The sequence below is a fragment of the Candidatus Frackibacter sp. WG13 genome (genome assembly GCF_900114655.1).
Classification (GTDB): Bacteria; Bacillota; Halanaerobiia; order Halobacteroidales; family Acetohalobiaceae; genus Frackibacter.
Window position 1 is genome coordinate 36,836 of the sequence record NZ_FOTT01000001.1, and the last position, 25,850, is coordinate 62,685.

The following is a 25,850-nucleotide window of genomic DNA, read 5'->3' on the forward strand; positions in this document are numbered from 1 at the left end:
TAAGGCAGATACCCTCTTTTTTTATGCAAAAAAGCTTGCTATGATATCATAGCAAGCTTTTATTATATAATTAAATAATTATATGCATACTTTCTTTTGGCAGATTAACCACTACCTCTTCATTTAACTTTAGTTTTTCTGCTAATAGAGTAGGAATATCCACAATTAAATCAAAGTCTTTCTGATTAAAAAGGTTGATAAATAACCTAGTAACTGCTCCTTTACAAAGCTCTCTTCTTAAAATGCCAGAATAGATATTATCTCCTTTAAAATTAGAATCTTCAATTAAAAGATCAATAAATTCAGGTCTTATAGTTGCTATCACCTTATCTCCAACATTTAAATCCTGTTTTGTCTCTACTGTCAACTTTAATTTATCATTCTTTACTTCAACTGTTGAATCAGAACATTTACTTACTACTAAATCAAATATATTCTTGGTCTCAACAAAGCGAGCCGTATTTCTAGTCTGCGGTCGATAAAAGACATCATCTTTAGAACCAAACTGCTCTATCTTTCCTTCATTATAAATTGCTACTTTATCAGCCAACTCAAAAACATCTGTTAGATTATGAGTAACATAAATGATGGGAATTTTAAACTCAGCGTGAACCCTTAATAAATCCTGCCTAAGCTTTTCTCGCACTAAAGTATCTAAGGCTGAAAAAGGCTCATCTAATAATAATATATCCGGTTCCACAATTAATGCCCTAGCAATTGCTACTCTCTGTTGTTGTCCTCCAGATAACTCACAAGGATAATGATCAGCTAATCCTTTTAACCTTAACTCGCTTAACAGTTGATCAACTTTTCCTTCAATCTTTTTTTCTGAATATATGCTATCCTGAATACCGTAAGCTATATTTTCAAAAGCAGTCATATGCGGAAAAAGACTGTAATCTTGAAACACATAACCGATCCTTCTTCTGTTAATAGGTAGATTTACTTTAATATCTTTCCCGACCTTATGAAAAAAGGTAGAATCTTGATTAAATATTCTTCCTCTATCCGGCTCTTTTAGACCAGCAATTAACTCTAAAGTAGTACTCTTACCACAACCACTAGGTCCAAATAAGACTAAGATTTCATTATCCAATTCAAACTTTACATCAAGTTCAAAGTCACCCAACCTCTTATATACGTCAACCTGTAACATATGACCACCTACCTTATAGTTGCTTTAAAATGCCTTTAGTCTTAATTCCCCAATTATTAATCTTAAAATAATTAAGATAAAAATTACAACTAAGATTAAACCAATTACTAATGGCAAAGCCGTCTGTAAACCTCCACTAGTGAATTGTACCCAAATTTTAATCGGTAAAGAATATGGATGATAAGCCAGAATTATAGTAGCCCCAAACTCACCAATAGCTCTAATCCAAGTTAATAAGATGCCAGCAATAATCCCTTTCTTTGCTAAGGGGAGGGTTACTTGCCAAAAAGTCTGTCCTTGACTCTTACCTAATAATAATGAAACATTTTCTAGCTTCTTATCTACTTTTTCAAAAGCTACCTTAGTAGTAATAATTAAGTAAGGGGCAGTAATAAAAGTTTGCGCTAAGATCGTACCCCAAATAGTGCCGGTAAAACGCAAACCATGACTAGCTAATACTCCTCCGATTATAGTCCGCGGTCCAAAAATCATCAATAATAAGATACCACTAACAATTGGAGGAATAACTATTGGAAAGAAAATTAAAGCTTGTACAACTCCTTTACCTGGAAATTCCTTTCTAGCCAATAGATAAGCCACTGGAATCCCCCACAAAATATTAATTGTTAAGGTTATTAAAGAAGCAATTAACGAAACTCGAATGGCATTATAAAAATCAGAAGTTAAAATATTAGTCAATATATCTAAAGATAAACTTCTTAAGATTAGATTAAATAAAGGTAAACTAATAAATAATAAAGCTATAGTTGCCAAAACATAAAGAAAAATTTCAAATAAGCTATTATCTCTACTCAAAGTCTATTTCTCCTTCGATATATTTTTTTAATTTTGTTGGAAGTACTTTCTTTTTCCCCTTAAGTTGAATAGGAACCAAATTAAAGCCATTCTCTTTAAATAATTTTCGCCCTTCTTGAGATAAGGTATATTCTACTGCCTTAACTGCTTCCGACTTATTCTCTACTTTATTCAAAATGGTAATCGTATATAAAATTGGTCTCCCCTTAAAGACTTCTCCTTTGTCAGTCTTATAACTAACTTGATTGTATAATTCTGCAAACTTCGGATTACTTAAATTAACCTGGTCTGGCAAGCTAATATACGATAAGTTTCTCTCAATTGCCTCATTCCTATAAGTTACAGCTGCATCAATCTGTCCAGTCTCTAGCATAGCCATTAATTCAGTTTCAGGAAAGATTAACTGTTGATTATTGGTATTCAAAACTCGTCTTTTTAAATTTGGCTCATTATAATATTTAGCTGCTAAATCAAGCATAAATAAGGTTCGGTATCCTTTCGGGTCTAAATTAGGATCAGTTCTACCTAAACGAAATTCGTCATTTAATAATAATTTATACCATGCTATATCTCCTGATTCAACTTGTTTGATTTCATCTCCAAATTTGTTACCTGAATTATAAGCAATCACTAATTCATTACTCAAAAATGATATATACCAATCGATTAAGTTATCATTCTTATCACCAAATAAAAGCTGTTCATTTACAGTTGGGTCAGCACTTAAATAAATATCTGGGTAACGTAATCCCTCCTTGATCATTCTAGCCCCACTAACCGAACCATGACTCTCCCCAACAACCTTCAAATTCAAATTCTGCTCCAACGCTGGATTAACCTTATTCTCCATTACGTTTAGTAGTGAACCAGCATATATCTCTTTCAAATTTTGTTCTGTAATAAATAGACTAATGTTAGTTATCGAAGTAATAAGTACTAAGCCGATTAAAATTAATATAAGAACCCATAATTTCTTCATAAAATTTCTCCTCCTAAAATAGGAAATACTCCTTACTGAAAAGGAGCATAGATATACCATGATATCTCCTTTCCAAGTAGGGAGGCATAATCCTTTCGAATTATACCCTATCGCATTTAAGATACCATAGCCATTAAATTCTTTAGGTTATCTTAATTCGAAGATAAATAAAGTAAGTGCTATTTATTTTTTAATTATTAACTCAATTACTATTATAAAACATTTCAAATACATCGTCAAGATATGTCGAAAAATATCTTTTTTATTTAGGAAGAGAAAAAATAAATTTAGTTCCTTCTTCAACTTCACTTTCTACTTCAATTTTACCGTTATGCCCTTCTAGAATATGCTTTACTATAGATAATCCTAGACCAGTTCCACCCAATTTACGAGACCTAGCTTTATCAACCCGATAGAAACGTTCAAATATTCGTTCTAAATCTTTCTTAGGAATCCCCATGCCTGTATCAATAATCTCAGTCCAAACCTCTTCTTCGTCTTCATTGACCTTAATTTCAACTTTGCCACCATCAGGGGTATACTTAATAGCATTATCGACTAAATTAATGTATAGTTGTCTAACCTGACTTCCATTACCAATAATTGTAGATAACTCTTCTGGTACATTAACCTTCAATGAAATATCTTTATCCATGGCTTTAGGAATCATAATTGTTAATACCTCTTCAATAACCTCATTTAAATTAATCTCTTCCTTATCTAAACCATCACTCATAGCTTCAATCTGTGATAAATCTAACAGGTCAACAATTAATTGTTCTAATCTATCGGCCTCATCCTTAATAATCTGCAAAAATCTTTTTAAAATATATGGTTCATAATCATCACTATCTAATAATGTTTCCACATAACCTTTAATTGAAGTTAATGGAGTTCTTAATTCATGAGAAACATTACCTACAAATTCAGTTCTCATCTGTTCTAACTTTCTCAATTCTGTAACATCACGTAAAACGGCTACTGCACCTTGTTTATCGTTATCTTTACTCTTAATTGGGGTTACATGAATGCGAATAATTCTTTCATTTGGATAAATAACCTCAACTTCTTCCAAAACCTCTTGTTCATTATTGAAGGAACTCATAATCACCTCATCCAGCCTATGATTTCGAGTCACTTCCATAGTATACTTCCCTAAAGTATCTTCCTCATTAACTCTAAACATCTTCTCAGCTGTTGGATTAAAAAGAATAATCTTACCAGTTTGGTCTACTGCAATCACTCCATCAGCCATATTACTTAAAATAGCCTCAATTTTATTCTTTTCACTAGAAATCTCATTAATCTTATTCTTTAATTTATCAGCCATATTATTAAATGCTTGACTTAATCTCCCTAATTCATCTTGGGAATTAATTCTGATTCTTTGGTCTAAAAACCCTTGTGCCATCTGTCCAGCTACATAAGTTATCTTTTCAATAGGACTACTAATTCTTTTAGTCAATATCAAGACTAATAATGAAGAAATAGAAATTGCTATTAAACCTGACTTAATTAGCTTCCATAATATTTGTGAAAGAACTTTTTGCACCTGACTTAAAGACAACGCTAATCTAACTATACCAACTACTTTATTCCGGTCTGTAATTGGTAAAGCTACATATTTCATATCTATTTGCAAGGTTTCACTGTATCGAGTCGATTTGCCTACTCCATCCTTTAAAGCTTCCTGTACCTCAGGACGCTGAAGGTGATTTTCCATCTGCATTGGATCTTTAGCCGAATCTCCTAATACTCTTCCATTTACTTTAATAATAGTTATCCGAGCTGAAATATCTTTACTGTATTCACCTGCCAATCTATCAATAACTTCAACCTTTTCATCATTGAACACTTCATCTTCTAACAACCTTCTAACTAACTTCGTCTCTCTAATTAAATTAGTTTCAAATTTATTTATAAAATAATTTTCTAAAAAACCTTTTAAAGTAAAGCTAAATAGTATCAAAGCAGCTAGTATCAGAATTAAATATAAAGCAGTAATCTTCCACCTAATACTCTTAAACATAGCTTAGTCCAACTCCTTAAACCGATATCCAACTCCCCTAACGGTCTCAATATATTTGTGCCCCTCACTAATATTACTCTTTAGTTTTTGTCTCAAACGTCTAATATGAACATCTACCGTTCTTGTATCACCACTATACTCATATCCCCAAATTCTTTTTAATAAAGAACCACGAGTTAATACTTTCCCTGAAGCAGCAGCTAATAATTTGAGTAATTCAAATTCCTTTGGTGTAAAACTCACTTTCTTACCTGCTAATAAGACCTCATGTTTATTTAAGTCTATCTTAATCTCTCCCACTTTGATCTGTCTATCATTTTTCTTCTTTGACCGAAAATTAGCCCGCCTCAAAATCGCTTTAACTCTTGCTACCAATTCACGAGGACTAAATGGTTTTGTAACATAATCATCTGCACCTAATTCTAACCCTAAAACACGGTCCACTTCTTTCTCTTTAGCAGTCAACATAATAATAGGAAGTTCATTCAATTCTTCATCATTCCTAATCTCCTTACAAACATCTAAACCACCCATCTTAGGCAGCATTAAATCAAGGACCAATAGATTAACTCCTCTTTCCCGAACCTTATTTAATGCAGTTTGTCCATCATAAGCCACTAAAACTTCGTATCCTTCTTTCTCTAAGTTAAACTTAATTAATTCTACAATATTCTCTTCATCATCTACAACTAAGATCTTCTGTCCCTCCATAATGACACCCCATCATTAATTTATTTTAACTGAATTAGACTAGCCATTCTGCCAGTAGTCCCATCTTCCTTACGATAAGAATAAAATTGATCTACATTACAGAAAGTGCAAAGCTCACTTAGTATAATATTCTCTTCTAAAACCCCTATATCCTGCAACTGTCGACTATTCGTCTGCCATAAATCTAACTTCCACTTGCCTTTTTCGTCAGTTTTAGCCACTAAATCCTGCCAATAATCAAAATTATTACTTAAAGGTTCTACCACATATTCATCAACTTCATAACAACAAGGACCTATTGAAGGACCTATCCCTACTAGAATATCTTTCGGCTTCGAGTTAAACTCTTTTTCTATCTTTTTTACCGTCTTCTGTCCAATTTTTTTAACTGTTCCCTTCCAACCACCATGAGCTAATGCCACCACTTCTTGCTTAGGGTCTAAAATAATTATAGGTACACAATCAGCATAATAAGAAGTTAAAGCTACTCCCTTTTCTGCAGTGATTAAGGCATCTGTACCTGAAATTGAGCTTTCATAATCTAAAGCTCCTTTCCCTATGTCTGCTTTAGTTACTATCTTAATAGCATCAGAATGTATCTGTTCACCAGCCACTATCTCTTTGTAATTTATTCTTAATTCATCACATATCAATTTGCGATTTTCTACTACTCTTTCTTGATCATCTCCTGTATGAAAACCTAAATTTAAAGTAGCAAAATCCCCTTCACTTACTCCTCCTTTTCGTGTCGAAAAAGCATGATTAACTAAATCAGTCGCTTTAAACTCCTCTATAATATAATACTCTAACTCTTGATTAGTTGCTAATTTGAACATTAATACTCCTCCTTTTAATTTAAATAACAATAAATGATAAATATCATTGTTAATTATTCCATTTAAGATATAATATTACTACAGAAAGGAGTGATTCGATGCTTGAAAAAGATTTATCATTGACCAATTCTTCGAAAAATACATTTAATAAATTATATAATACAATGATTTCTAAACTAGAGATTAACATAATTAATACTAAACTATTAGATCTTTTTTGGTCGTTCTTAGGAGCCTTTTTAGGAATTGGAGCCATTACCTATCTAACCTATACCCATAATATTACTCTACTGGCCCCTTCATTTGGAGCCTCAGCGGTATTAATTTATGGTGCGTGTGAAGTTCCTATGGCCCAACCTAAAAATGTAATTGGCGGTCATTTAATTTCTGCTCTTGTAGGAGTAATAGTCTATCAATTATTTGGTCTAAATTGGTTAACTATTACCTTAGCCGTCTCTTTAGCTATTACATTGATGCTAAGTACTAATACAGCACATCCACCTGGAGGTGCTACTGCTTTTATAGCTGTTTATACAGAACAAAATTTCGCTTTTATCTTTAAACCAATCTTAATTGGAGCACTAATTTTAGTCTTAATAGGACTATTAACTAATTACATTAGTGAAGATCGAAAATACCCTAATTAATACTATTTCATAATTAATTATGAATAAAATTTACAAAAGCCTTGTAGAAGGTATTCCTACAAGGCTTTTGTAAATGAAAATTATGACAAATCTTTCCCAGTCGAAGTGATAGTTAACTTCCCATGCTTTACTCCTTTAATTCCAATTAATCTTTCAGCTACTTCTCTAGTTTCACCTGCTTTACCCTTAACTACTAAGACCTCCAAACAATTATGATGGTCTAAATGGACATGGGTTGTAGACAAGAATAGATCATGATAATCATGTTGTAGTTCATTAAGTTCATCACTTAAACCACGCACATGATGATCATAAATTAAAGTAATTGTCCCAGCTACTTCTCTTTCTTCATCCTCCCATTCATTCTCTACTAGCCTGTTTCTGATTAAATCTCTAATTGCTTCCGATCGATTTGAATATCCTTTTTTTACTATTAAATCATCGAATGTATCTAATAAATCTTCGTTCATAGAGATACCAAATCTAACTAAGTTATTACTCACATTAATCACCTATCTTTATTAAAATTAGTTTCAGGATTAAATTTTAAACCTAATTTAACTACCTTCTTTAAAACAAGAAATACATAGCACTTCTCCTTCTTTTAGCCTTGCTTTAGTTTCCATAACTGGTTCTGAACAATTGGCACACTGTACTGAATCCCGAATAGCAGCTTTAGGAGGAAGTTCAATATCTAATTTCTCTACTGTAAATATATCTTCAGCTGGCTTATTATATAATTCCTTTACTCTAACCTCTTTATCCACATTTTCCTCAAAATCTAAAGCACCATACTTTAAAGCTACTCTAATTGCTTGTCCATTATTACGATTACCAACTGTAAAGGCCTGTTTACCATAATTTTTTATTAAAAAGTTACCTTTCCCAGCTGTACAACCGGTTAATGTCTGAATAGCATCTATACTACATGCATCTGTTTCTACAATAGCTACTAGTTCCTCATCCGCTGACCTCGCTACTCCTAGTTCCTCCAATGCTACTTGCCCAGCTTTAAAGCCAATCATTAGACCTGGACAGAGATGCCCATGAAAATCGACCGCTTGCTTTAATTTAGCGTCATTCAATTCCATTCTATTGCCTCCTTTCATATTTAACTGATGGACTTCAACCTTAGTTACTCATAATTGCTTTTAGTTACTAATATAGAATTCACGAAATTAATAAAAAATTCCTGTAAATATAGTAATTTATTCAATTTGATTATTATCTGGATGAATAAAATCATTTAAATCAACTAAAATTACATCCTGTCCTATCTTCTCAATCTGTCTCCAATTAATAACTAAATCATTCTTACCCGAGAAGATGCTCAAGAACTTTCTCTCACCTGGTACAACGATTGATTTAATCTTTCCCTTTGCTAAATCCAACTCTATATCTTTAATCATTCCTAATCTCTGCCCATCATTAATATTAATCACTTCTTTTGCTTGTAATTCTGAAGTCTTAATCATTTTAGGTCCCTCCTCTATAAAGAAGCTTGTTCATTATATATATATGTTTTAAAGATTAATTATGTTACTGACTCCGAATAAAAAAAGCTCCTATTAATAGGAGCTTTAAAACTGAATATATAATTTAAACGTAAAAGCTTATCTTAAGTTCAATATAACTCTTTATCTTAATCATTTGGGACATTGTTAGCAAACAGATTATTTAAATTAGTAATTGAAACTCTTAATAGGCGTTTTATTTTTTCTTTCTTTTTAATTAACTGCTGATTACTCTCTATATATTCCAATAATTTGGACTCCACTTTAATTTCTATATCCTCAGCTTCAACATCTGCTACTTTCTGTTTCTTACTCTCATTATTAACTGCATCTATATAACAGAGCGGAGGAAATAGAACGCACCACCAGTTTTCCCCTTTTCCTTCGCCAAGAACCACTCTTAAAGCATCATAATCTCCGGTTGGTAAAGTTACATTACCGTAAGTTCTTTTAGGGAAATGAAAATTATCTAGATTTAATCTAACTTTATACTCACTATTCATCTTATCCAATTCAGATTCTACAACCTTTTTTATGTAGCCCAAATTCTTTTTAACTACTTCCTGGGCTCGCTTTGCACTATTAACTTCTTTAAATAATCCCTCAGTTTGAGCAATAATTTTATCCCTAATTCGTCGTTTTAGCTTTTGGTCTTCTAATGAGTTACTATTAGCAATCACATGCAATCTTAATAGGTTACCACTATTATAAGCAGTAGTCTTTAACTCTTTATTAACTACTATTGCCGAGGAAGACCCTAAGCCTGCTAAAATAACTAACGCTACCACTGTAACCGTTATCAATCTAATTCGTTCTCTACATTGCATATTCGAATCATCCCTCTCCTTATTCACTAACATGCTTCTTTAAATTCTTTAAAGCTGCTTTTTCTAAACGTGATACTTGTGCCTGTGAAATACCTATATTATCTGCAACTTCCATCTGGGTCTTACCCTTATAAAATCTCAAACTTAAGATTAACTTTTCCCTATCTTCTAATTGGCATAATGCTTCTCTAACTGCAATGCCTTCTAGCCACGATTCATCTTCACTTTCATCATCACTAATCTGGTCCATAACATAAATAGGATCACCACCGTCATGATAGATAGGTTCAAAGAGAGAGATAGGATCTTGAATTGCATCTAACGCATAAACAATATCTTCGCGAGGGATACCTAATTCTTTTGCTATATCTGTTAAAGTTGGTTCTTCCGATTTCTTATTTAATAATGTTTCTTTCATTTGCAATGCTTTATAAGCTGTATCTCTTAAGGAACGACTTACTCGAATTGGGTTGTTATCTCTTAAGTGCCGACGAATTTCACCGATAATCATTGGTACCGCATAAGTAGAGAACTTAACATTCTTACTTAAATCAAAGTTATCAATTGACTTCATTAACCCAATACAACCTACCTGAAATAGATCATCAATTGGTTCGCCTCGATTATTAAACCGCTGCAAAACACTTAATACTAATCTTAGATTGCCGCCTACTATAGTCTGTCTTGCTTGTCGGTCACCATTTTGCATCTTCTTAAATAATTCTCGCATTTCTTCATTAGATAATACTGGTAGTTCTGATGTATTGACGCCGCAAATATCTACTTTATTTCCCAATTCAACCCCTCCATTTATTGCCAAGTGTTATCTTCTATTATCATTATTACCGTGCTAAAGTGGATTTATACATACAATATTTAGAATACTTTGGGATTAAATTGCTTTATGTAATATTAAAGTAAAGAAAAAACCGCACCCAATTTTTAGGTGCGGCAAGTACTTTTATTTTGTTTTAGTGGACAATCCCACTATCATTAATATCATCAAAACTATACCAAATTTCAGTTGATAAAGCTCCATCACCATTGTTAACATTAAATTCTAAAGCTAACTCTCCGTTAGAATTACAATATATAAAAGTACATTTACGCCAACAATCACTACACTTTTTAAAATTTTTATTAGAATTAAATTTAAACTTCTGCTGCCTTTTATTACTTTCATTTTTACATATAACTAAGCTATCACCTGAATCAAGCTTTTCATGAAATAAGATCAAGTAAAACTCCCCCTTTTTTTAATTTGTATAACTATTAATTGATACATAATACTTGACCACAATCACAACATAGCACTTGATTACGTACAAAAATTAAAAATTTTCTACCAACTATATAAATATTTCTACAACACTACCTAATTCCCTGCATAATACTAAATTTCACAAGTTTGTTAAGAACAAAAAAACGGTGTATATCGTAATCATCCGATATACACCGGTCCTCCTTAATCATATTATCCTCCAGCAACCTGTGGGAAGATAGTCACTTTATCATCACTATTTAATTCTGTTTCTAACCCATCAAGATAGAGAATATTTCTACCATTAATTAATATAGTTATTGTCTCATCTAACTCTCCATCTTCTAACAGTTCATCTTCCATATCTTTACCATAATTGTCGATTAGAATATCTATTACTTGCTGTAAATTTTCTGCTTCTAACTCTACTCCTTTACAATCAGTTATATTACGTAGCGTTGCTAATAATCGCACCTTCATTTTTGATCACCTAAATTCCTAATTCAGCAATCTTTTCCTCTGTAACTTCACCATTAGAACTCCAGCCGCGCAATTCATAATACTCATCTAACATAGTCTCTAAATCTACTACTTTACCTTCGGCTGGTCCCTCTGGCATCGGTTTTTCTACTAATCGCTTGGCTAATTTATCTTCATCAGGTTCTATACCTGCTTTAGCATTAAATACTCGTTCTAAGTTCCAAATTCTTTCGCCAGCCTGCATCATCTCTTCCTCTGTATAACCAGCTCCCGTTACTGATTCTAATAATTTATAAATATCCTCAGCATCTAAAGCAAAAGTGGTAAATAGACAAATTCCACTAGCATCGACCACTCCAGTTAAATCTTGGAATATCTTTGTCCATTCTGCTTTACCTTCAACTGTAAATGGATCGAGAGATTCTGGGACGCCTAATATTTCAGGAGAAGTCATATAACCTCTTACGTGACACCCACCTCGATTAGAAGTAGCATACTCTAACCCCATACCTTGTGAACCACGCGGGTCATAAGCTGGATACTCTTGTTTCTTAGTACTCATTGAGTATTCTGGCTTACCATACCTTTCAGCTAATCGATATGAACCTTCAGCTAATAAATCACCTATTCCTTCTCGCTTTCCGGTTAGTCCTACAGCTTCTACCATTGCTTGCGCATTCCCAAACTCTAAATTTAATCCTATTTCTTCATCTGTAAGCACTCCATCTTCATACATTTCCATTGCACAAGCGATGGTCGTTCCCATCGTAATAGTATCTAAGCCTAATTCGTTACAGATAAAGTTAGCTTTAGTTATTGCTTTTAAATTATCAATATCACAGTCTGCACCAAAGGCCCAGATTGTCTCATACTCTGGTCCTTCACCAAAGCCTTCATATTCACCATCTGGAACTAAGGAAACTCTACCACAACCTATAGGACATCCTGCACAAGCCTTATTCTTAACTAATAATTCATCAGCTAAGCTTTCACCACTAATCTGCTCTGCTTCTTTAAAAATCCCTTCTTGAAAGTTACGAGTCGGTAGATTCCCATGTTCATTTACAATATTGACCAATACCGCAGTCCCTAATGCTGGTAATCCTTCATTAGTTACTCCTGATTCTTTAATCTTATCTAAAGATTTTTTTAATACTTGCTTAAATTTATCCTTATTAGCTACTTGTACTCCTTGTGTTCCTCTAACCATAACTGCTTTTAGATTTTTAGAACCCATTACAGCTCCTACGCCAGAACGACCAGCGGCTCGCTCACGATCATTCATAATACAAGCAAACTTAACTAAATTTTCTCCCGCCGGACCAATGGTAGCAGTCTTAAATTTATCGCTATACTCAGACCTTAAATAATTATCAGTTTCTAGAGTAGTCTTACCCCATAAATTATCTGCAGACTTAATTTCAACTTGATCATCATCAATCACTATGTAAACTGGTTTCTCTGCTTTCCCTTCAAAGACAATTGCATCATAGCCTGCATATTTTAATTCACTCGGAAAGTAACCACCTGAATTAGAAGCAGCAATTGTACCAGTTAAAGGTGACTTAGTTACTACATTATATCTACTTCCGGATACAGCTGCTGTACCAGTTAGAGGGCCGGTAGCAAAGATAAGCTTATTCTCCGGAGCTAAAGGTTCAACTTTTGGGTCAACTTCGTCATAAAAGAGTTTAGTACCTAATCCTCGTGCACCAATATAATCTTTTGCTAACTGTCGGTCTAGTCTTTCTACGGTCACTTGCTCATTATCTAAATCGATTCTTAAAATTTGTCCCATCCAGCCACTCATTATATCGCCTCCTCTAGTAAGTTGCGTAAGTGTTTAGCCATCTTTTTCTTTCTTTCCCATAACACTTCATCAGGACGACCATACTCTAAAGCACCACCTGGACAGAAGTCAACACACTCTGGCTCTCCATCACAAAGATTACATTTAGCATGATGAGATTTAGAACTACTGCCAGCCATACTAATTACACCAATCGGGCAGACCATAAGACACATATTACAACCGATACATTGATTGTCATCAATCACTACTGCGCCAATTTCATCATCCTTCTCAATTGCACCTACTGGACAAGCCTGTCGACAGCTTGGTTCTTGACAATGAAAACAAGTTACGGGAATAGTAACTATCTCCTCTGGGAAGTTAATCATAGTCACTCGTGATAAACTAGGATTAAATTCCCCTTCATGCTCTAAAGAACAGACTAATTCACACGTTCTACAACCAGTACATTTCTTGGGATTAATTAATAAAGTTTTTTGCACAGAAACTCCTCCTTTTTTGTTTTAGACCCAACTCACCCACATTTATACATTTATGTATTTTTTCTATAACAAATTACAATTACCTCCTAGATGCGATATGTCAATTTAGACATAAAAAAAGTGGGCTGTAATTTTATCTACAACCCACTTCACTTAGATTTATTTATTCTTTTATGCAGCTTCTTCACCTGCTTTGATTCCAAGTTTTCTTCTAAAGTCTTCTCCTTCTATACTTTCTTTATCTAATAGCTCTTCTACTACCTCAGTCATAAAATCTTGATTATTAGTAATTATCTCTTCTACTCTTCTTTCTTCCGCTTCAATGATCTTATTAATCTCTTCATGAACTTTCTGTTTTGGTAGATCATCTTTACTTACAATTCCTAATTCAGACATACCAGAAAAGATAATCTTTTTAGCTAATTTAGTAGCCTTTTCAAAGTCATTAGCGGCTCCAGTACTACGGTTTCCTAAGATAATCTCTTCAGTAATAGCCCCAGCAATACATACCGCAATTTGACCTTCAAGATAGTCTAGTGTCTGTAGATAGAAGTCATCTTCTGGATTATGACGAACATAACCTAATGCTTTACCACGAGAAGTAATAGTAATTGTAGACACAGAACCTGGCTTTACTTTTTCTGCAATTAAGGCATGACCTGTCTCATGATAAGCAACCCGCTTTAGTTCTTCATCTTTTGGGCGACGATTTAGTTTTTCACCCATCATCACTTTATCGATGGCTTCTTTAAAATGCTTTGCCATAACCTTAGTAGACTCTTCACGCATAGCCATAATAGCCGCTTCGTTAGCTAAATTCTCTAAATGTGCTCCAGAAAAACGGAAAGTCTCTCTAGCAATCTTATTTAAGTCTACCTCTTCAGCTAACGGCTTATTATTAGTATGAATCTCTAGAATTTTCTTTCTACCATCTTTATCTGGCAAGTCTACTTTAACAATTCTATCAAAACGCCCTGGTCGTAAAAGAGCTTCATCTAAAATATCAATTCGGTTAGTCGCACCAACTACTAATACATTAACATCATCATCAATAGACATTCCGTCTAATTCTACTAATAATTGGTTTAACGTTTGGTCATATTCTAAATGACTAGAATGTTGTCCACGCTTACCTCCTAAAATATCAATCTCATCAATGAAGATAACCGCATTAGACTTATTAGCTTTCTTAGCTTGGTCTTTAGCTTTTTTGAAAAGCTCTCTTACTCTTTTAGCTCCTACTCCAGCATACATTTCAATAAATTCACTCCCGGAAGTAGAAATAAAGACTGAATCTATATAACGAGCAGCAGCTTTAGCCATTAAAGTCTTTCCAGTTCCTGGCGGACCACTAAGCATAATGCCTTTTAACGGTCTAATCCCAAGTTCTTTAACAGTTCTTACATCTTTTACAAACTCTAATGCTTCTAACAATTCATTCTTAGCTGTATCTTGTCCACCAATATCTTCAAACTTAACCTCCGGAACATCATCTTTTTTACCACTATAGGTATTAAAACTTTTATTATTCCCTATTCCTTGTTTCCCTACAACTTCAAAAAGAACATAACCCAAAATTCCGAAGAAGAAGATAGGGGCTACATTAATACCTTGAAAAGCTAAAAAGATAACTAACGCAAGTCCAATACCTAAACTAAGTTCTTTAACCATTAACCCCACCTCCTTGGAAAGTAACCTTGTTTAATCCAGGATATTCACGTTCAATTACTTTATAGAAATAATCTTGATTATCACTTAATTGCAAGTAGATATTATTCTGATCAACACTAACTTCAGCTTTCTTTACCCTTAATTTATTACTAATGGTATCTAATCGACTAGCCATCTTTGTAAATTCACCAGTCATCATTGATTCATAAATAGATAAATGCATTCTACGATATAAGCTATTCAATTTTTCATTATTAGAATTATTTAATTTAACGCTATAATTATTCTTACCAATAGAATTAATTAGAACTTCATTTATCTGTTGATAAGTCTTTTGTAAATCATCAACTGCTACTAAAGTTAGATTAATCTCTTTACCCTTATTTGCATCTTCAATCTTTACTTTCTCCACTCCGTTGATTACTGTTAACTTTTCTGTCAATGAGTTTTCTAATCGATAATTGTTTAAATAGTACTGAGTACCAAAGAATAATCCTAAAGAAATAATCAGTACTATAACGACTAATTCTACTTTAACTCCTTTAATCTTCATCTCTTTCCACTCCTCTCTAGTATGATTTATTACTAAATATATATGACTTTTAGTTTTTACTCTCCCGTTTTCTGTAGCACTGATTATTATAGCATACCTTCTTGCAGGTAACAACTGTTATAAATATGTAAATAGTGGTAGTTGATTAATGGATGAAGGAGTTCAGGAGTTGGTGTTGAAGTATTAAGGTTGAGACTAAGGCTGAGGAAAGATTAGATATAGACTAACACAGACCAAACTAAAAAATAAAAAAGAATAATTAAGGAGGAAACTATAAAATGTCAGTAACTAAAAAGAGGTTTAATGAATTAAAGAAATTAGCAGAAGAATTAGGAGTCGATTTAGTAAGTAGTACTTCTTTACATGAAGCTAAAGATTTCATTGCCAAACAAGGAGATAAAAATTTAGTCCAATTACCTTATGCTATTAGCATTGCTATCCATTTACCTGAGCCAGTGGTTAATGAGTTATCAAATACTGAAAATGTACAGAACTTACTCACCTATGATTACATAGTCTATAATATGGTCAACCCTACTTTAGATAGAATCACTACTAGATTAGCACAGAAGATTCAAAGCTATGGCTTTAATGCACTACCAATCCCTAGTTCTCATCGTACAGATGAAACTAACCTTAAAGGAATATTCTCTCATAAGTTAGCTGCTCATTTATCGGGATTAGGCTGGATTGGTAAAAGCTGTTTATTAGTTACTCCCGACTTTGGACCACGATTGCGTTTAGGTACAGTGCTAACTGACTTACCGTTACCTAATAATGAGCCACTACGAGATAATTGTGGTCAATGTAGTATTTGTGTTGATAACTGTCCATCTAAAGCATTTACTGGCAAAAGCTTTAATATAAATGAACCCCGAGAAGTAAGATATAAATTCCAAAAATGTGAAAAATATAGAAATAAGATCAAAGATAAGATTGGCTGTCGTAGCTGCGGCATTTGTGTGCAGATTTGTCCTAGAGGTAGGTAAAGACCTTTACTTGCCTAGACTCTTCCAATGGTTCTTTGTCTCACTCAATTCTATTAAAGATGACAATTTATCTTTGGCTTCAATTGCCCCTTCTAAGCGAGCTAAATTATTACTTAAGTCTTCAATCTCGCCATTACTTGCAGCAAATTGTATTCTACTACGCACTTTCTTCCATGCTTCTTTAAGTCTTTTAAAATTCTCATCAGCTTGATTCCATTTCTTAGCTTTTATATCGCTTTTAATTAATTTTACATACTGCATCATATCATCTGATTTAGCTAAAGGCTGCTTCAAATAAGAGATTGAAAGCATTAAAACAGCAAAGATAATAAGAATAATAACTGGAACCATATATCCTGTAATATTTCTCATTAATTTCACCCCTTAATTTGCTCCTGGATAGTCACTAACATTGACTGGAATTTCTACCTCTTCATCATACTTATCAACGTATAACTTTCCTTGTGTATCTAATAAAGCTAAATTAACCTCTGAAGGATCCTCAATATTAAGTAAATTCTTTAACTGAGATTTTAACCATTCTTCATCAAGTCCAACTTGAGCAAGATTCTGTTCAAGAATTATACCATCATAAATTAATTCAACAGGTAAACCTTTATACTTAGTATCTAGGTTCATATCTTTAGGAGTTAAATTTTGATACTGAGACTTTTTGAGCACTGATAACTTACCATTAGTCTCCAAAATAGCAAATTCAACTTGAGATGGGCTGAAGACTCCTTTAATTCTTAATTGTTCTAAAAGATCCGTGATTCTATAACGCATATTACGCATAGCATCCTCCATTATTTTACCGTTCATAATGACTATTGTTGGCTCACCATCAAAATATTTGGAAACTTTTCTTGATTTTAATGTAATAACTTGTAATATTATAGCTGCTAAAAACCAGATGAATAAGCCAACCCAGTGAGCCCAAGGCCGAATACTTAAATCTGTGGTCAATGAAGATGCTGTTGAACCAATCGTAATTCCTAAAATATAATCAAAATAAGTTAATTGACTTATTTGCTGTTTTCCTAATATTCGAGTAAAAATTAATAAAGTAGTAAAAGCAACTATTCCTCTAAATATTACCACTAGAGTTTCATTCACCCTTATCACCTCCTAAATGCTATTATATCCAGTAGTAAAATTAACATTCATAAAAAAAAGAACCTAGTCTCCTAGGTTCTTTTATCACGTAAAAAATAGTATTAAATTTATTAATAGATTCGCCATAATTCCAGCTACAATATCATCTAACATAATGCCTAAACCACCATGAAACTCCTGGAAGTTTTTAATTGGAGGTGGTTTTGCTATATCGAAGATACGAAACAGAATAAAAGCAGGAATTAACATATTAATCCCTAACCCGAACATAGCCACAAAATAACCAGCCCACTCATCAATCACTATCTTAGGACAGTCCTTTTCTCCATAAATATCTTCCGCCCAGTGAGAAATTACTATCCCTACCACCGTTAAAATTACTACTATAGGTAAACCTATCGTATATTTTTGCAGCCAAATTAAAGCTAAAATCATAGCAACTATAGTTCCAATAGTCCCCGGAGCAACAGGACTCAATCCACTATAGAATCCCGTAGCTAAAAATTTAATTACTTTATCCTTCTCCATCTGCTTTTATCACCTGCTTAGACTTCCACAAATAATCCAATCCAGAAGCAATAGTTAGTAATACTGCTAGCCAAAGTAGTTTCATACTATACGGTAGATTAATAATTACCGCAATAATAGCTATAATCTGTAAAGTAGTCTTATACTTACCTAACTTACTAGCAGCAATTACAATCCCTTCGGAAGCAGCTACCACTCGTAAACCAGTAATAGCAAACTCGCGTCCAATAATAATAATAGCCGGCCAAGCTGTAATTTCGCCCATATCTACTAAAGCAATTAACGCTGCAGAAATGAGTAGCTTATCAGCTAATGGATCAATAAACTTCCCTAATTTAGTAATTAACCCTTGTTTGCGAGCAATATAACCATCTAAACCATCAGTAACCGCTGCTAAAATAAACGTACCTACAGCAAAATATCGAGTATAACTTGAATACTCACCTTCTGGTCTAAATAATAAGAAGAACATAAAGATAGGTACTAATAAAATTCTTAAAAGCGTTAATTTATTAGGTAAATTCATTCTAATTTCTCTCCTATTAAATCATATTCATATGCATCTGTTACTTGAACCTTTATCAAATCACCTGACTTAGCATCTACATCCTTAATATAAATAAAACCATCAATTTCAGGAGCATCCCGTTCAGTCCTACCGATAACTAAAGTCTCCCCTGCTTCCTTTTGTATCTCTTCGACTAAAACATCTACTTCTTCACCAATCCAAGCTTGATTTCTTTCTAAAGCAATCTCTTTTTGCAGCTCCATAACCCTTTCGTATCTTTCTTCCTTAACATCTTCCTCAACTTGATTAGGCATCTTAGCTGCTAAAGTACCCTCTTCCTGAGAATATTTAAAAGTTCCTAAACGATCAAACTGCGCCTCCTGAACAAAATCTAATAAATTTTTAAACTCTTTTTCTGTTTCACCAGGAAAGCCAACAATCAAAGAGGTTCTAATCGTCATTTTAGGAATTCTATCTCTTAACTTCGAGATTAAAGTTAGAATCTCCTCTTTAGTTCCTCGTCTATCCATCTCTTCTCTTATTCTATCATCAGCATGTTGAATTGGGAGATCAATATAATTGCAGATTCGTTCATGTTTAGCTATCATTTCTATTAGCTCATCACTAAAATCATTAGGATAAGCATATAATAATCTGAACCATTTAACATCTTCTATCTTAACCAATTCTTTTAATAATTCTACTAATTTAGACTCACCGTATAGATCAATTCCGTATTTAGTAATATCCTGAGCAATAATATTTACCTCTTTTACTCCTTGCTTAGCTAACCCTTTCACTTCTTTAACTATATTATCAATCTTTCTACTACGCAAATCGCCTCTTAGCTTGGGAATCACACAATAACTACAACGGTTATTGCATCCTTCAGCTATCTTAACATAAGTAGTATATCCTACATCTAACCTCTTCCTAGGTAACTCTTTTTGATAATCAAAATTAGGATCAGTAACTTCAAATTTATTCCTACCATCTAAACCCTCATTAATTACCTCTACAATTTCATCAAAATTACCTGTTCCTAAAATAGCATCTATTTCTGGAATCTCTTCTTTTAACTCTTCAGGATAACGCTGAGTTAGACATCCGGTTACAATTAAGACTTCACAATTATCTTCTTTATATTTAGCTAACTGTAAAATAGCCTCTATTGACTCTTCTTTGGCATCACCAATGAAGCCACAAGTATTTACAATTAAAACCTCTGCTTCTTCATAATCATCAACCAACTCTAAACCTGCCTCTTCTACCAAGCCAATCATAATTTCTGAATCAACTTGATTCTTAGGACAGCCTAAACTTACTAAACCGACACTTGACATTAATTAATTTCTCTCCTTTCACAACTACTTCAGATATTACAATAATGACTATCTCATGTACGTTAATTTAATACATATTCTTCTAGTTAACTACTATTAATATTTAAATTATCCATATACTTATTATTTATCAGTAAGACTATTATATTCTAAAGAGCCTATCTATCTTTCTTTATAATTAATTCAATATACCGTTTGAAAGTCCTTTATTAAAACGAAAATAGTCAATATATCTCATGACTCATTAAAATTTCAGAGATATATTGACTATTTATTAATAATTTTAAATATTTTATAATTAGATTTGAAACTCAATTATGTTTAGAATTTGATAATTAATCTAATCAATCTTAATCAATTCGTAGTCTCTACTTCCTAAACCTATTCTTTCACCGTGAGCTAATTGAGCTGTCCAATCAACATTAGGGTGAACACCTCTAAATTTATCTTCACCAGGCTTAAAATTCTTCTGTAGTGCGCTATTCTTACGCCCTAATTGTTCATTAACTAAATCAGCTGATGCTTGGTCAATTGCTACTGGGTCTTTTGAAGCTAAAATCCCGATATCATCGACTATCGGTCGGTCACTCCAACCGCAACAATCACAAAGCGGACTAATATCCATAACAAAGTTAATAAATCCTACTTTATCTTTTTTATCTTTCAAAATTCCTAATGTATACTCAGCCATTCTTTCCTGTACTGCTACCGGGGCATCGTCCCACTGTACTGTAATAGCATCGGTTGGACAAGTAACCATACATTCACCACAGCCTATACATTTTTCAGAATCTAATTGACTAACATCTCCAATAACAAATGCGTCTGCTGGACACCATTCACTACACTTTCCACAAGCAACACACTCTTCATCAACTACTTCTGGACTAACCGTAGCGTGCATCATCTGTTTACCACTTCTACTACCTAATCCCATACCTACATTCTTGATAGCGCCACCAAAACCAGTTAATTCATGGCCTTTAAAATGAGCTATACCAAACATACCATCAGCACTATAAATTTCACTACCAATTCTTACTTGCTCAAAATGCTTTTGGTTAATCTCAATCTCTCTATAGTTCTTCCCTTTTAAACCATCAGCAATAACTAAAGGAGCCTGTACTGTCGAATAACCAAATCCATTAGCAATTGCAGTATTTAAATGGTCTACCGTATTAGACCTTGTTCCAGAATAAAGAGTATTAGCATCAGTTAAAAAAGGTTTTCCTTGGGCCTTCTTAATCTCTTCAACTAACCTTCTAATAAATACTGGTCTAATAAAACCTGTATTTCCTTCCTCACCAAAATGAAGTTTGATTCCAAATAGTTCATCCTCTTCAATCAGTTTATCAAAGCCAGCTTCATTAAATAACTTAGATAACTTATTAATTAAATTACTATCCTTATCTTTTGCTTTCATATCTGTGTAATATACTTTACTCATTAAAAAAATTCCTCCTTCAACGACTGAAATAATTGATGCTCTCACTAAATAGAATGCATTATTTAATAAAAATTTATTAATGAAACTAGATTATACCAAAAATTAATCCTTAATTAACTTTAAGGCCTCAGCTCTAACAGCTTGGTCTTTATGTAAGATTCCTCTTACAGCTGAAGTAGTAGTAAATGAACCAGGCTTCTTAATCCCTCTCATAGTCATACACATATGTTCGGCCTCGATCACAACAATTACGCCACGAGCATCTATATTATCCATTATAAGGTCTGCAACTTGGCTTGTCAACCTTTCTTGTAATTGTGGTCGTTTAGCAAACGAATCAACAACTCGTGCTAACTTACTTAAGCCAGTCACCTTACCACTTTTAGGAATGTAACCGACATGTGCCTTCCCATAGAATGGTAAAAGATGATGTTCACACATAGAATAAAAAGAAATATCTTTAACCAAAACTAATTCTTCATGCTCCTCGGTAAAGAATATCTGTAAATCATCTGATGGGTCTTTGTGTAATCCGCTAAATACTTCTTCATACATTCGAGCTACTCTATCTGGTGTCTCCTGTAGTCCTTCTCTTTTTGGATCTTCTCCAATAGCTTCTAAAATCATTTCTACTGCTTCTCTAATTTTATCTCTATCTACCATAATTAATTCTCCCTCCGCAATTATCTTTTTATAGTATTTCATATACTGAATATCCTTAATAATATATTTCCCCATTAATCTAGAATTTCCTGCTCAAAATCAATTTTATTACTAAATTATGGTTCTATTATTCAGATATTTTTAAAAATTAATTCTCTTTCAACAAGGAAATTCATTAACAATAGATAATTATATATAATATAACTATTAATTGGAAGAATAATAACTCTAAGGAGGCTTTTAATTTATGGAAACCCCGAATTTAAAAGAACTTGCTAAAGAATATGAACAGGATAATGATATTATAGCATACCAAAAGGCACAAGAAAAATTAAGTAAGTTAAATCCAGAAGAAGTAGCAGATAAAACTGGTGCTAAATTTAACTCAGAAAAAAGTAGATTTGAATTAAATATGATGGGCAAAAAGCATTTCATAAGTTATCCTGATGGAGAAATACGAACAGCAGAAGGTAAGGACGTACACTTCCCAATTAACGTCTTAATTCTTCATTACTTAACTGAAGCCAGTGGACAACCATTAGAAGATAAGCTAATATCCTATCGTGAAATTCCAGAAGGTGGAGAAATTTACTACGGCCCTTTTAAACGAAGAGCAATCGACCCCCTAGTTAAAACTTTTGGTGAACGACCAAAGACTTTAATTGAGGCTAGCAAACATTTAAACGGAGAAATAGCAGAAGTTGGCGATTATAGTGTTTCTATTCCTGTCTTCCCTAATATCCCTGTTACCTTTGTTATTTGGGAAGGAGATGATGAATTTCCCCCATCAGGAAATGTATTATTTGATGCTTCAGTAGCATCTTATTTATCAGCGGAAGATTTAGCATTCGTAGGTAGTGTTCCTCTATGGAGCTTAAGTGGAATTGCTAAAGAACTGTAAACTAGATGTATTAATTCTACTACTTTATATGATAATAAATAAAAACTATTAATAACTAGAGGGGGTAGTAGATATTGAGAAAACATAGCAAACTATACTTACAAGAAGCGACTAAACTACTAAGAGAAATAAAGATGCATAAGTCTAAAAAATTAAGTAAAAATTGTGGAATTTCCAACATTATTGCTGGGTTTTACTTGTTGATTGGAAGAATTCAAAGAACAAAATAAGTCCGTGAATTCACGGACTTATTAAATTTTTATTCTTATACTTTAAACTCTTTTTAGGTGAATTAAATAGTTGTTCTTTCCCTAATCCATTAAAACTTCGTAATGATTTAATGATTATCTCAACCTCAGGAAACTCTCTTATATAAACTAAAGGATAAGAAATGTAGTCATTAGGCTGAATAGTTGCTGGAATGACTACTTTAAATTGATAAGTATTATATACTGATTCAGTTCTAGGATTAATAATATTAACTTCATAATTAAGCTGGATGTGGGAGATTAGTCGTCTTCCTGAATTAAAAAGATTGATATATAGATAAGTTTCATCCGGAGCTACTGACATAAATTGTTTATCATTATCAAATTCACCGACTAATAAATCTTCGTTTTCTATAAACTCCTCTTTAACCTCATCCCTTTTTCTTTCAATAAACATAAATTTAATATCCTCTTCATATTCTTTTTCAAAGGATTCTTTCATAAAATTTAATGTCTTCTCCCCCATTTTTACATACTTCCAGGTAGCATAAGCTAATATCAAACTAGTTAAAATAGACAATAACCCTGCATAACGATTTCCAAGCTTCATAGTCGTTATCAAAGCTAATTTTAAATTACTAAATTCATAAATCCCTAATATAAATACTACTAATAATAAAATAATGACTTCTAAAATTTTCATTCACCTCTTAGTGAGATTATCTAGTTAATAATATTCGCAGCTAAAACTAAGATTATACTATCATATTATTCTTTACAAGTTATATATTTTCTTAAGAATTGTACATGATTATCTCTTATGCTGGAAACAATAGAAATATAACTTGAATCCTTAGTTGGGAGGTGAAATATGGAATATAAAGATGAACTTCAGGCTAGAATTAAAGAAGTAAAGAAAAGATTAACAGATAAAGACATCAACCAACATACAGAGAAGAAATTAAAAGAAGAGTTACAGACCTTGCTTTTAGACTATAATGAACTACAAGCACCACAAAAAGTTACTGTTGAGGATACTAATCATATCCCCTATGCTGTTTTTGACGCTGAAGATGTTAATAAATATTATGAATAACTCTTATCTAAATACATTATTTTAAATATTTAGGATATTATATTCATAACAAGATAATCAAAGGAGTGAAGTATTAGATATGTTAGAATCTTTTAAAAGTTTTCGTAACTTCCTTGCTAAACAGGTGGGTATGGCAGAAAAGATGGGAGTTTCTGATAACTCATTAAGTAAAGCGACTAATCGACTTGCTGATTTTCTAGCCGACAATGTAGAACCTCGTAATAAAGAAGAAAAGATTTTAAAAGAATTATGGGCAGTAGCTTCAGAAGAAGAACAATCTACTTTGGCCAAATTAATTTTAAGAATGATTGAAGATACCGAACAGAAACATTAAAGAAGTTAAATTTAAGCGAAGGGTGGATATTCATATAATATTCATCCTTCTTTTTATTCAATTTTATTTATTCTTAGTTAGCCTTTGATAAGCAATTATCTTTTCATCTAAAGTCCTACTTAAGTCAATTACTTTTTCTTTCAAATTAGCAGTCGTAAAATTGGCTTCGTATTGATTTAATTTACTGCGTAACTCTGAAATCTCCTGGCTTAGCCTCTGTTTCTTTATTTGCTCAAGCATCTTTGCTTTTCCTCCTACAATATAATTCACTATCTATTCATTCTATAGGCTCTATTGTATAAAGTCTAATACAAGATTACAATGATAATTATCACAATTATTGCTATTATTCACTAGTATGACTAATTAGCAAAATAATTGCAAATAAAAGAAGGATTTCAACCTCTTCTCCTTAAAGTTTATCTTATATAGACTAATATACTTCAAATGGAGTGAAAAGCAAATGAAATTAATCTTTTTAGTATTAATTACGATATTAATTAATCTACCTTTCGGTGCTTATCGAACTAAGACTAAAAAATTCTCATTAAAATGGTTTTTATCTATTCACATTCCAATACCTTTTATTTATTTAATGAGAATTAAATCTGGATATGGACTCAAAATTATTCCACTTATGGTTCTAGCAGCATTTACTGGACAATTATTAGGAGGAAAAATAATAAAAAAGAGGGATTAATCTATGTGATTATCATAGTTCTCATCTGTTAATTGAATACTTAAAATATCTTCTATATTAAACATCTTTTCTTGTTTACGTAAATGACAGTAACCATATAATTTTTTATCTGTCATTTTATATGGATCTACTTGTTGATAGCGAATATCGCCTTGTGTATTCTTGTAAACCATCTTTACAGTCCGCTTCTCCCTAATACCAGTCTGTAGATCCTTCAACATAAGTCCTCCCTCCTATATCC

At 32.7% G+C, this 25,850-nt stretch carries 34 protein-coding genes and 1 riboswitch; of the genes, 7 read left to right on the forward strand and 27 right to left on the reverse strand.

Features of this window, described 5'->3' with window-relative positions; all coding sequences use genetic code 11:
* Positions 1 to 70 precede the first annotated feature (70 nt).
* The 6 genes from BM077_RS00195 to pgeF all read right to left on the reverse strand — a co-directional run bounded on the left by BM077_RS00195 (position 71) and on the right by pgeF (position 6,527).
* On the reverse strand, positions 71 to 1,156 hold the full coding sequence (locus BM077_RS00195; protein WP_089746906.1) for an ABC transporter ATP-binding protein: 1,086 nt from the start codon (positions 1,154 to 1,156) through the stop codon (positions 71 to 73).
* A gap of 24 nt (positions 1,157 to 1,180) precedes the next feature.
* Positions 1,181 to 1,972 (reverse strand): ABC transporter permease, encoded by a 792-nt coding sequence (locus BM077_RS00200; protein ID WP_089746908.1) that lies wholly within the window; start codon positions 1,970 to 1,972, stop codon positions 1,181 to 1,183.
* Positions 1,965 to 2,951 carry an extracellular solute-binding protein gene (locus tag BM077_RS00205; RefSeq protein ID WP_176941563.1) on the reverse strand — a complete coding sequence of 329 codons (987 nt, stop codon included), beginning with the start codon at positions 2,949 to 2,951 and terminating at the stop codon, positions 1,965 to 1,967. The genes BM077_RS00200 and BM077_RS00205 overlap by 8 nt, the downstream gene beginning before the upstream one ends.
* A gap of 50 nt (positions 2,952 to 3,001) precedes the next feature.
* Positions 3,002 to 3,126: riboswitch (molybdenum cofactor riboswitch) on the reverse strand.
* Between the two features lie 87 nt (positions 3,127 to 3,213).
* A complete protein-coding gene (gene pnpS / locus BM077_RS00210; RefSeq protein ID WP_089746910.1) occupies positions 3,214 to 4,980 on the reverse strand; it encodes a two-component system histidine kinase PnpS in 1,767 nt (588 codons plus the stop codon).
* Positions 4,981 to 4,983: 3 nt separating this feature from the next.
* Positions 4,984 to 5,691 carry a response regulator gene (locus tag BM077_RS00215; protein WP_089746912.1) on the reverse strand — a complete coding sequence of 236 codons (708 nt, stop codon included), beginning with the start codon at positions 5,689 to 5,691 and terminating at the stop codon, positions 4,984 to 4,986.
* Positions 5,692 to 5,711: 20 nt separating this feature from the next.
* On the reverse strand, positions 5,712 to 6,527 hold the full coding sequence (pgeF, locus tag BM077_RS00220; RefSeq protein WP_089746914.1) for a peptidoglycan editing factor PgeF: 816 nt from the start codon (positions 6,525 to 6,527) through the stop codon (positions 5,712 to 5,714).
* A 98-nt stretch (positions 6,528 to 6,625) separates the two neighbouring features.
* Here pgeF and BM077_RS00225 point away from each other — a divergent pair, with 98 nt between their 5' ends.
* Positions 6,626 to 7,174: an HPP family protein gene (locus tag BM077_RS00225; protein WP_089746916.1), complete on the forward strand. Its 549-nt coding sequence runs from the start codon at positions 6,626 to 6,628 to the stop codon at positions 7,172 to 7,174.
* 80 nt (positions 7,175 to 7,254) lie between these two features.
* On the opposite strand, the gene nikR is transcribed toward BM077_RS00225, so the two are convergent.
* From nikR to BM077_RS00280, 11 genes are all read right to left on the reverse strand, one after another.
* A complete protein-coding gene (nikR, locus tag BM077_RS00230) occupies positions 7,255 to 7,677 on the reverse strand; it encodes a nickel-responsive transcriptional regulator NikR (RefSeq protein ID WP_255361509.1) in 423 nt (140 codons plus the stop codon).
* Between the two features lie 54 nt (positions 7,678 to 7,731).
* The gene (locus BM077_RS00235) at positions 7,732 to 8,265 is read right to left on the reverse strand and encodes an FmdE family protein (RefSeq protein ID WP_089746918.1); all 534 of its coding nucleotides are present in this window, start codon (positions 8,263 to 8,265) and stop codon (positions 7,732 to 7,734) included.
* A 117-nt stretch (positions 8,266 to 8,382) separates the two neighbouring features.
* Positions 8,383 to 8,649 (reverse strand): YlmC/YmxH family sporulation protein, encoded by a 267-nt coding sequence (locus BM077_RS00240; RefSeq protein ID WP_090003367.1) that lies wholly within the window; start codon positions 8,647 to 8,649, stop codon positions 8,383 to 8,385.
* Between the two features lie 167 nt (positions 8,650 to 8,816).
* Positions 8,817 to 9,515: a stage II sporulation protein R gene (gene spoIIR / locus BM077_RS00245; protein ID WP_177175522.1), complete on the reverse strand. Its 699-nt coding sequence runs from the start codon at positions 9,513 to 9,515 to the stop codon at positions 8,817 to 8,819.
* Between the two features lie 19 nt (positions 9,516 to 9,534).
* On the reverse strand, positions 9,535 to 10,311 hold the full coding sequence (sigG, locus tag BM077_RS00250; protein WP_089746922.1) for an RNA polymerase sporulation sigma factor SigG: 777 nt from the start codon (positions 10,309 to 10,311) through the stop codon (positions 9,535 to 9,537).
* 175 nt (positions 10,312 to 10,486) lie between these two features.
* Positions 10,487 to 10,753 carry a hypothetical protein gene (locus BM077_RS00255; protein WP_089746924.1) on the reverse strand — a complete coding sequence of 89 codons (267 nt, stop codon included), beginning with the start codon at positions 10,751 to 10,753 and terminating at the stop codon, positions 10,487 to 10,489.
* A gap of 236 nt (positions 10,754 to 10,989) precedes the next feature.
* Positions 10,990 to 11,256 (reverse strand): ubiquitin-like small modifier protein 1, encoded by a 267-nt coding sequence (locus BM077_RS00260; protein ID WP_089746926.1) that lies wholly within the window; start codon positions 11,254 to 11,256, stop codon positions 10,990 to 10,992.
* Between the two features lie 10 nt (positions 11,257 to 11,266).
* Positions 11,267 to 13,066 carry an aldehyde ferredoxin oxidoreductase family protein gene (locus BM077_RS00265; RefSeq protein ID WP_089746928.1) on the reverse strand — a complete coding sequence of 600 codons (1,800 nt, stop codon included), beginning with the start codon at positions 13,064 to 13,066 and terminating at the stop codon, positions 11,267 to 11,269.
* Positions 13,066 to 13,551, reverse strand: a complete 486-nt coding sequence (locus BM077_RS00270) for a 4Fe-4S dicluster domain-containing protein (protein ID WP_089746931.1) — start codon at positions 13,549 to 13,551, stop codon at positions 13,066 to 13,068. Before BM077_RS00270 ends, BM077_RS00265 begins: the two co-directional genes overlap by 1 nt.
* 171 nt (positions 13,552 to 13,722) lie before the next feature.
* Complete coding sequence (locus BM077_RS00275; protein ID WP_089746933.1) at positions 13,723 to 15,222, reverse strand: AAA family ATPase; 1,500 nt, start codon at positions 15,220 to 15,222, stop codon at positions 13,723 to 13,725.
* Positions 15,215 to 15,775 (reverse strand): hypothetical protein, encoded by a 561-nt coding sequence (locus tag BM077_RS00280; protein WP_089746936.1) that lies wholly within the window; start codon positions 15,773 to 15,775, stop codon positions 15,215 to 15,217. The genes BM077_RS00275 and BM077_RS00280 overlap by 8 nt, the downstream gene beginning before the upstream one ends.
* Before the next feature lie 278 nt (positions 15,776 to 16,053).
* Here BM077_RS00280 and BM077_RS00285 point away from each other — a divergent pair, with 278 nt between their 5' ends.
* Complete coding sequence (locus tag BM077_RS00285) at positions 16,054 to 16,764, forward strand: 4Fe-4S double cluster binding domain-containing protein (protein ID WP_089746938.1); 711 nt, start codon at positions 16,054 to 16,056, stop codon at positions 16,762 to 16,764.
* Positions 16,765 to 16,770: 6 nt separating this feature from the next.
* Here the strand turns inward: BM077_RS00285 and BM077_RS00290 are convergent, their stop codons facing one another.
* The 7 genes from BM077_RS00290 to folE form a co-directional block, all read right to left on the reverse strand.
* Positions 16,771 to 17,136, reverse strand: a complete 366-nt coding sequence (locus BM077_RS00290) for a DUF4363 family protein (protein WP_089746940.1) — start codon at positions 17,134 to 17,136, stop codon at positions 16,771 to 16,773.
* A gap of 12 nt (positions 17,137 to 17,148) precedes the next feature.
* The gene (locus BM077_RS00295) at positions 17,149 to 17,880 is read right to left on the reverse strand and encodes a DUF421 domain-containing protein (RefSeq protein ID WP_089746942.1); all 732 of its coding nucleotides are present in this window, start codon (positions 17,878 to 17,880) and stop codon (positions 17,149 to 17,151) included.
* Between the two features lie 84 nt (positions 17,881 to 17,964).
* On the reverse strand, positions 17,965 to 18,408 hold the full coding sequence (locus BM077_RS00300; RefSeq protein WP_089746944.1) for a phosphatidylglycerophosphatase A family protein: 444 nt from the start codon (positions 18,406 to 18,408) through the stop codon (positions 17,965 to 17,967).
* Positions 18,395 to 18,934: a CDP-diacylglycerol--glycerol-3-phosphate 3-phosphatidyltransferase gene (pgsA, locus tag BM077_RS00305; protein WP_089746946.1), complete on the reverse strand. Its 540-nt coding sequence runs from the start codon at positions 18,932 to 18,934 to the stop codon at positions 18,395 to 18,397. The genes BM077_RS00300 and pgsA overlap by 14 nt, the downstream gene beginning before the upstream one ends.
* Entirely contained in the window at positions 18,931 to 20,259 is a 1,329-nt protein-coding gene (rimO, locus tag BM077_RS00310; protein WP_089746947.1) for a 30S ribosomal protein S12 methylthiotransferase RimO, read from the reverse strand. Before rimO ends, pgsA begins: the two co-directional genes overlap by 4 nt.
* A 340-nt stretch (positions 20,260 to 20,599) precedes the next feature.
* Positions 20,600 to 21,706 carry a DUF362 domain-containing protein gene (locus tag BM077_RS00315; protein ID WP_089746949.1) on the reverse strand — a complete coding sequence of 369 codons (1,107 nt, stop codon included), beginning with the start codon at positions 21,704 to 21,706 and terminating at the stop codon, positions 20,600 to 20,602.
* A gap of 102 nt (positions 21,707 to 21,808) precedes the next feature.
* Entirely contained in the window at positions 21,809 to 22,369 is a 561-nt protein-coding gene (folE, locus tag BM077_RS00320) for a GTP cyclohydrolase I FolE (protein WP_089747603.1), read from the reverse strand.
* 247 nt (positions 22,370 to 22,616) lie between these two features.
* Here folE and BM077_RS00325 point away from each other — a divergent pair, with 247 nt between their 5' ends.
* A complete protein-coding gene (locus BM077_RS00325) occupies positions 22,617 to 23,270 on the forward strand; it encodes a DUF3786 domain-containing protein (RefSeq protein WP_089746951.1) in 654 nt (217 codons plus the stop codon).
* A 74-nt stretch (positions 23,271 to 23,344) separates the two neighbouring features.
* The gene (locus tag BM077_RS13640; protein WP_176941565.1) at positions 23,345 to 23,500 is read left to right on the forward strand and encodes a hypothetical protein; all 156 of its coding nucleotides are present in this window, start codon (positions 23,345 to 23,347) and stop codon (positions 23,498 to 23,500) included.
* A gap of 10 nt (positions 23,501 to 23,510) precedes the next feature.
* Here the strand turns inward: BM077_RS13640 and BM077_RS00330 are convergent, their stop codons facing one another.
* Positions 23,511 to 24,182 (reverse strand): hypothetical protein, encoded by a 672-nt coding sequence (locus tag BM077_RS00330; protein WP_090095072.1) that lies wholly within the window; start codon positions 24,180 to 24,182, stop codon positions 23,511 to 23,513.
* 168 nt (positions 24,183 to 24,350) lie between these two features.
* Between BM077_RS00330 and BM077_RS00335 the strand changes: the two genes are divergently transcribed.
* Both BM077_RS00335 and BM077_RS00340 read left to right on the forward strand, forming a co-directional pair.
* Positions 24,351 to 24,575, forward strand: a complete 225-nt coding sequence (locus BM077_RS00335; RefSeq protein ID WP_089746954.1) for a hypothetical protein — start codon at positions 24,351 to 24,353, stop codon at positions 24,573 to 24,575.
* A 79-nt stretch (positions 24,576 to 24,654) separates the two neighbouring features.
* Positions 24,655 to 24,909: a DUF3243 family protein gene (locus tag BM077_RS00340; RefSeq protein ID WP_089746956.1), complete on the forward strand. Its 255-nt coding sequence runs from the start codon at positions 24,655 to 24,657 to the stop codon at positions 24,907 to 24,909.
* 63 nt (positions 24,910 to 24,972) lie between these two features.
* Here BM077_RS00340 and BM077_RS00345 read toward each other — a convergent pair whose 3' ends face one another.
* On the reverse strand, positions 24,973 to 25,149 hold the full coding sequence (locus BM077_RS00345; protein ID WP_089746958.1) for a Spo0E family sporulation regulatory protein-aspartic acid phosphatase: 177 nt from the start codon (positions 25,147 to 25,149) through the stop codon (positions 24,973 to 24,975).
* A 223-nt stretch (positions 25,150 to 25,372) separates the two neighbouring features.
* Here BM077_RS00345 and BM077_RS00350 point away from each other — a divergent pair, with 223 nt between their 5' ends.
* The gene (locus BM077_RS00350; RefSeq protein ID WP_089746960.1) at positions 25,373 to 25,609 is read left to right on the forward strand and encodes a hypothetical protein; all 237 of its coding nucleotides are present in this window, start codon (positions 25,373 to 25,375) and stop codon (positions 25,607 to 25,609) included.
* Here BM077_RS00350 and BM077_RS00355 read toward each other — a convergent pair.
* Positions 25,606 to 25,830: a WYL domain-containing protein gene (locus BM077_RS00355; RefSeq protein WP_089746962.1), complete on the reverse strand. Its 225-nt coding sequence runs from the start codon at positions 25,828 to 25,830 to the stop codon at positions 25,606 to 25,608. The genes BM077_RS00350 and BM077_RS00355 overlap by 4 nt on opposite strands.
* Positions 25,831 to 25,850: the final 20 nt, after the last annotated feature.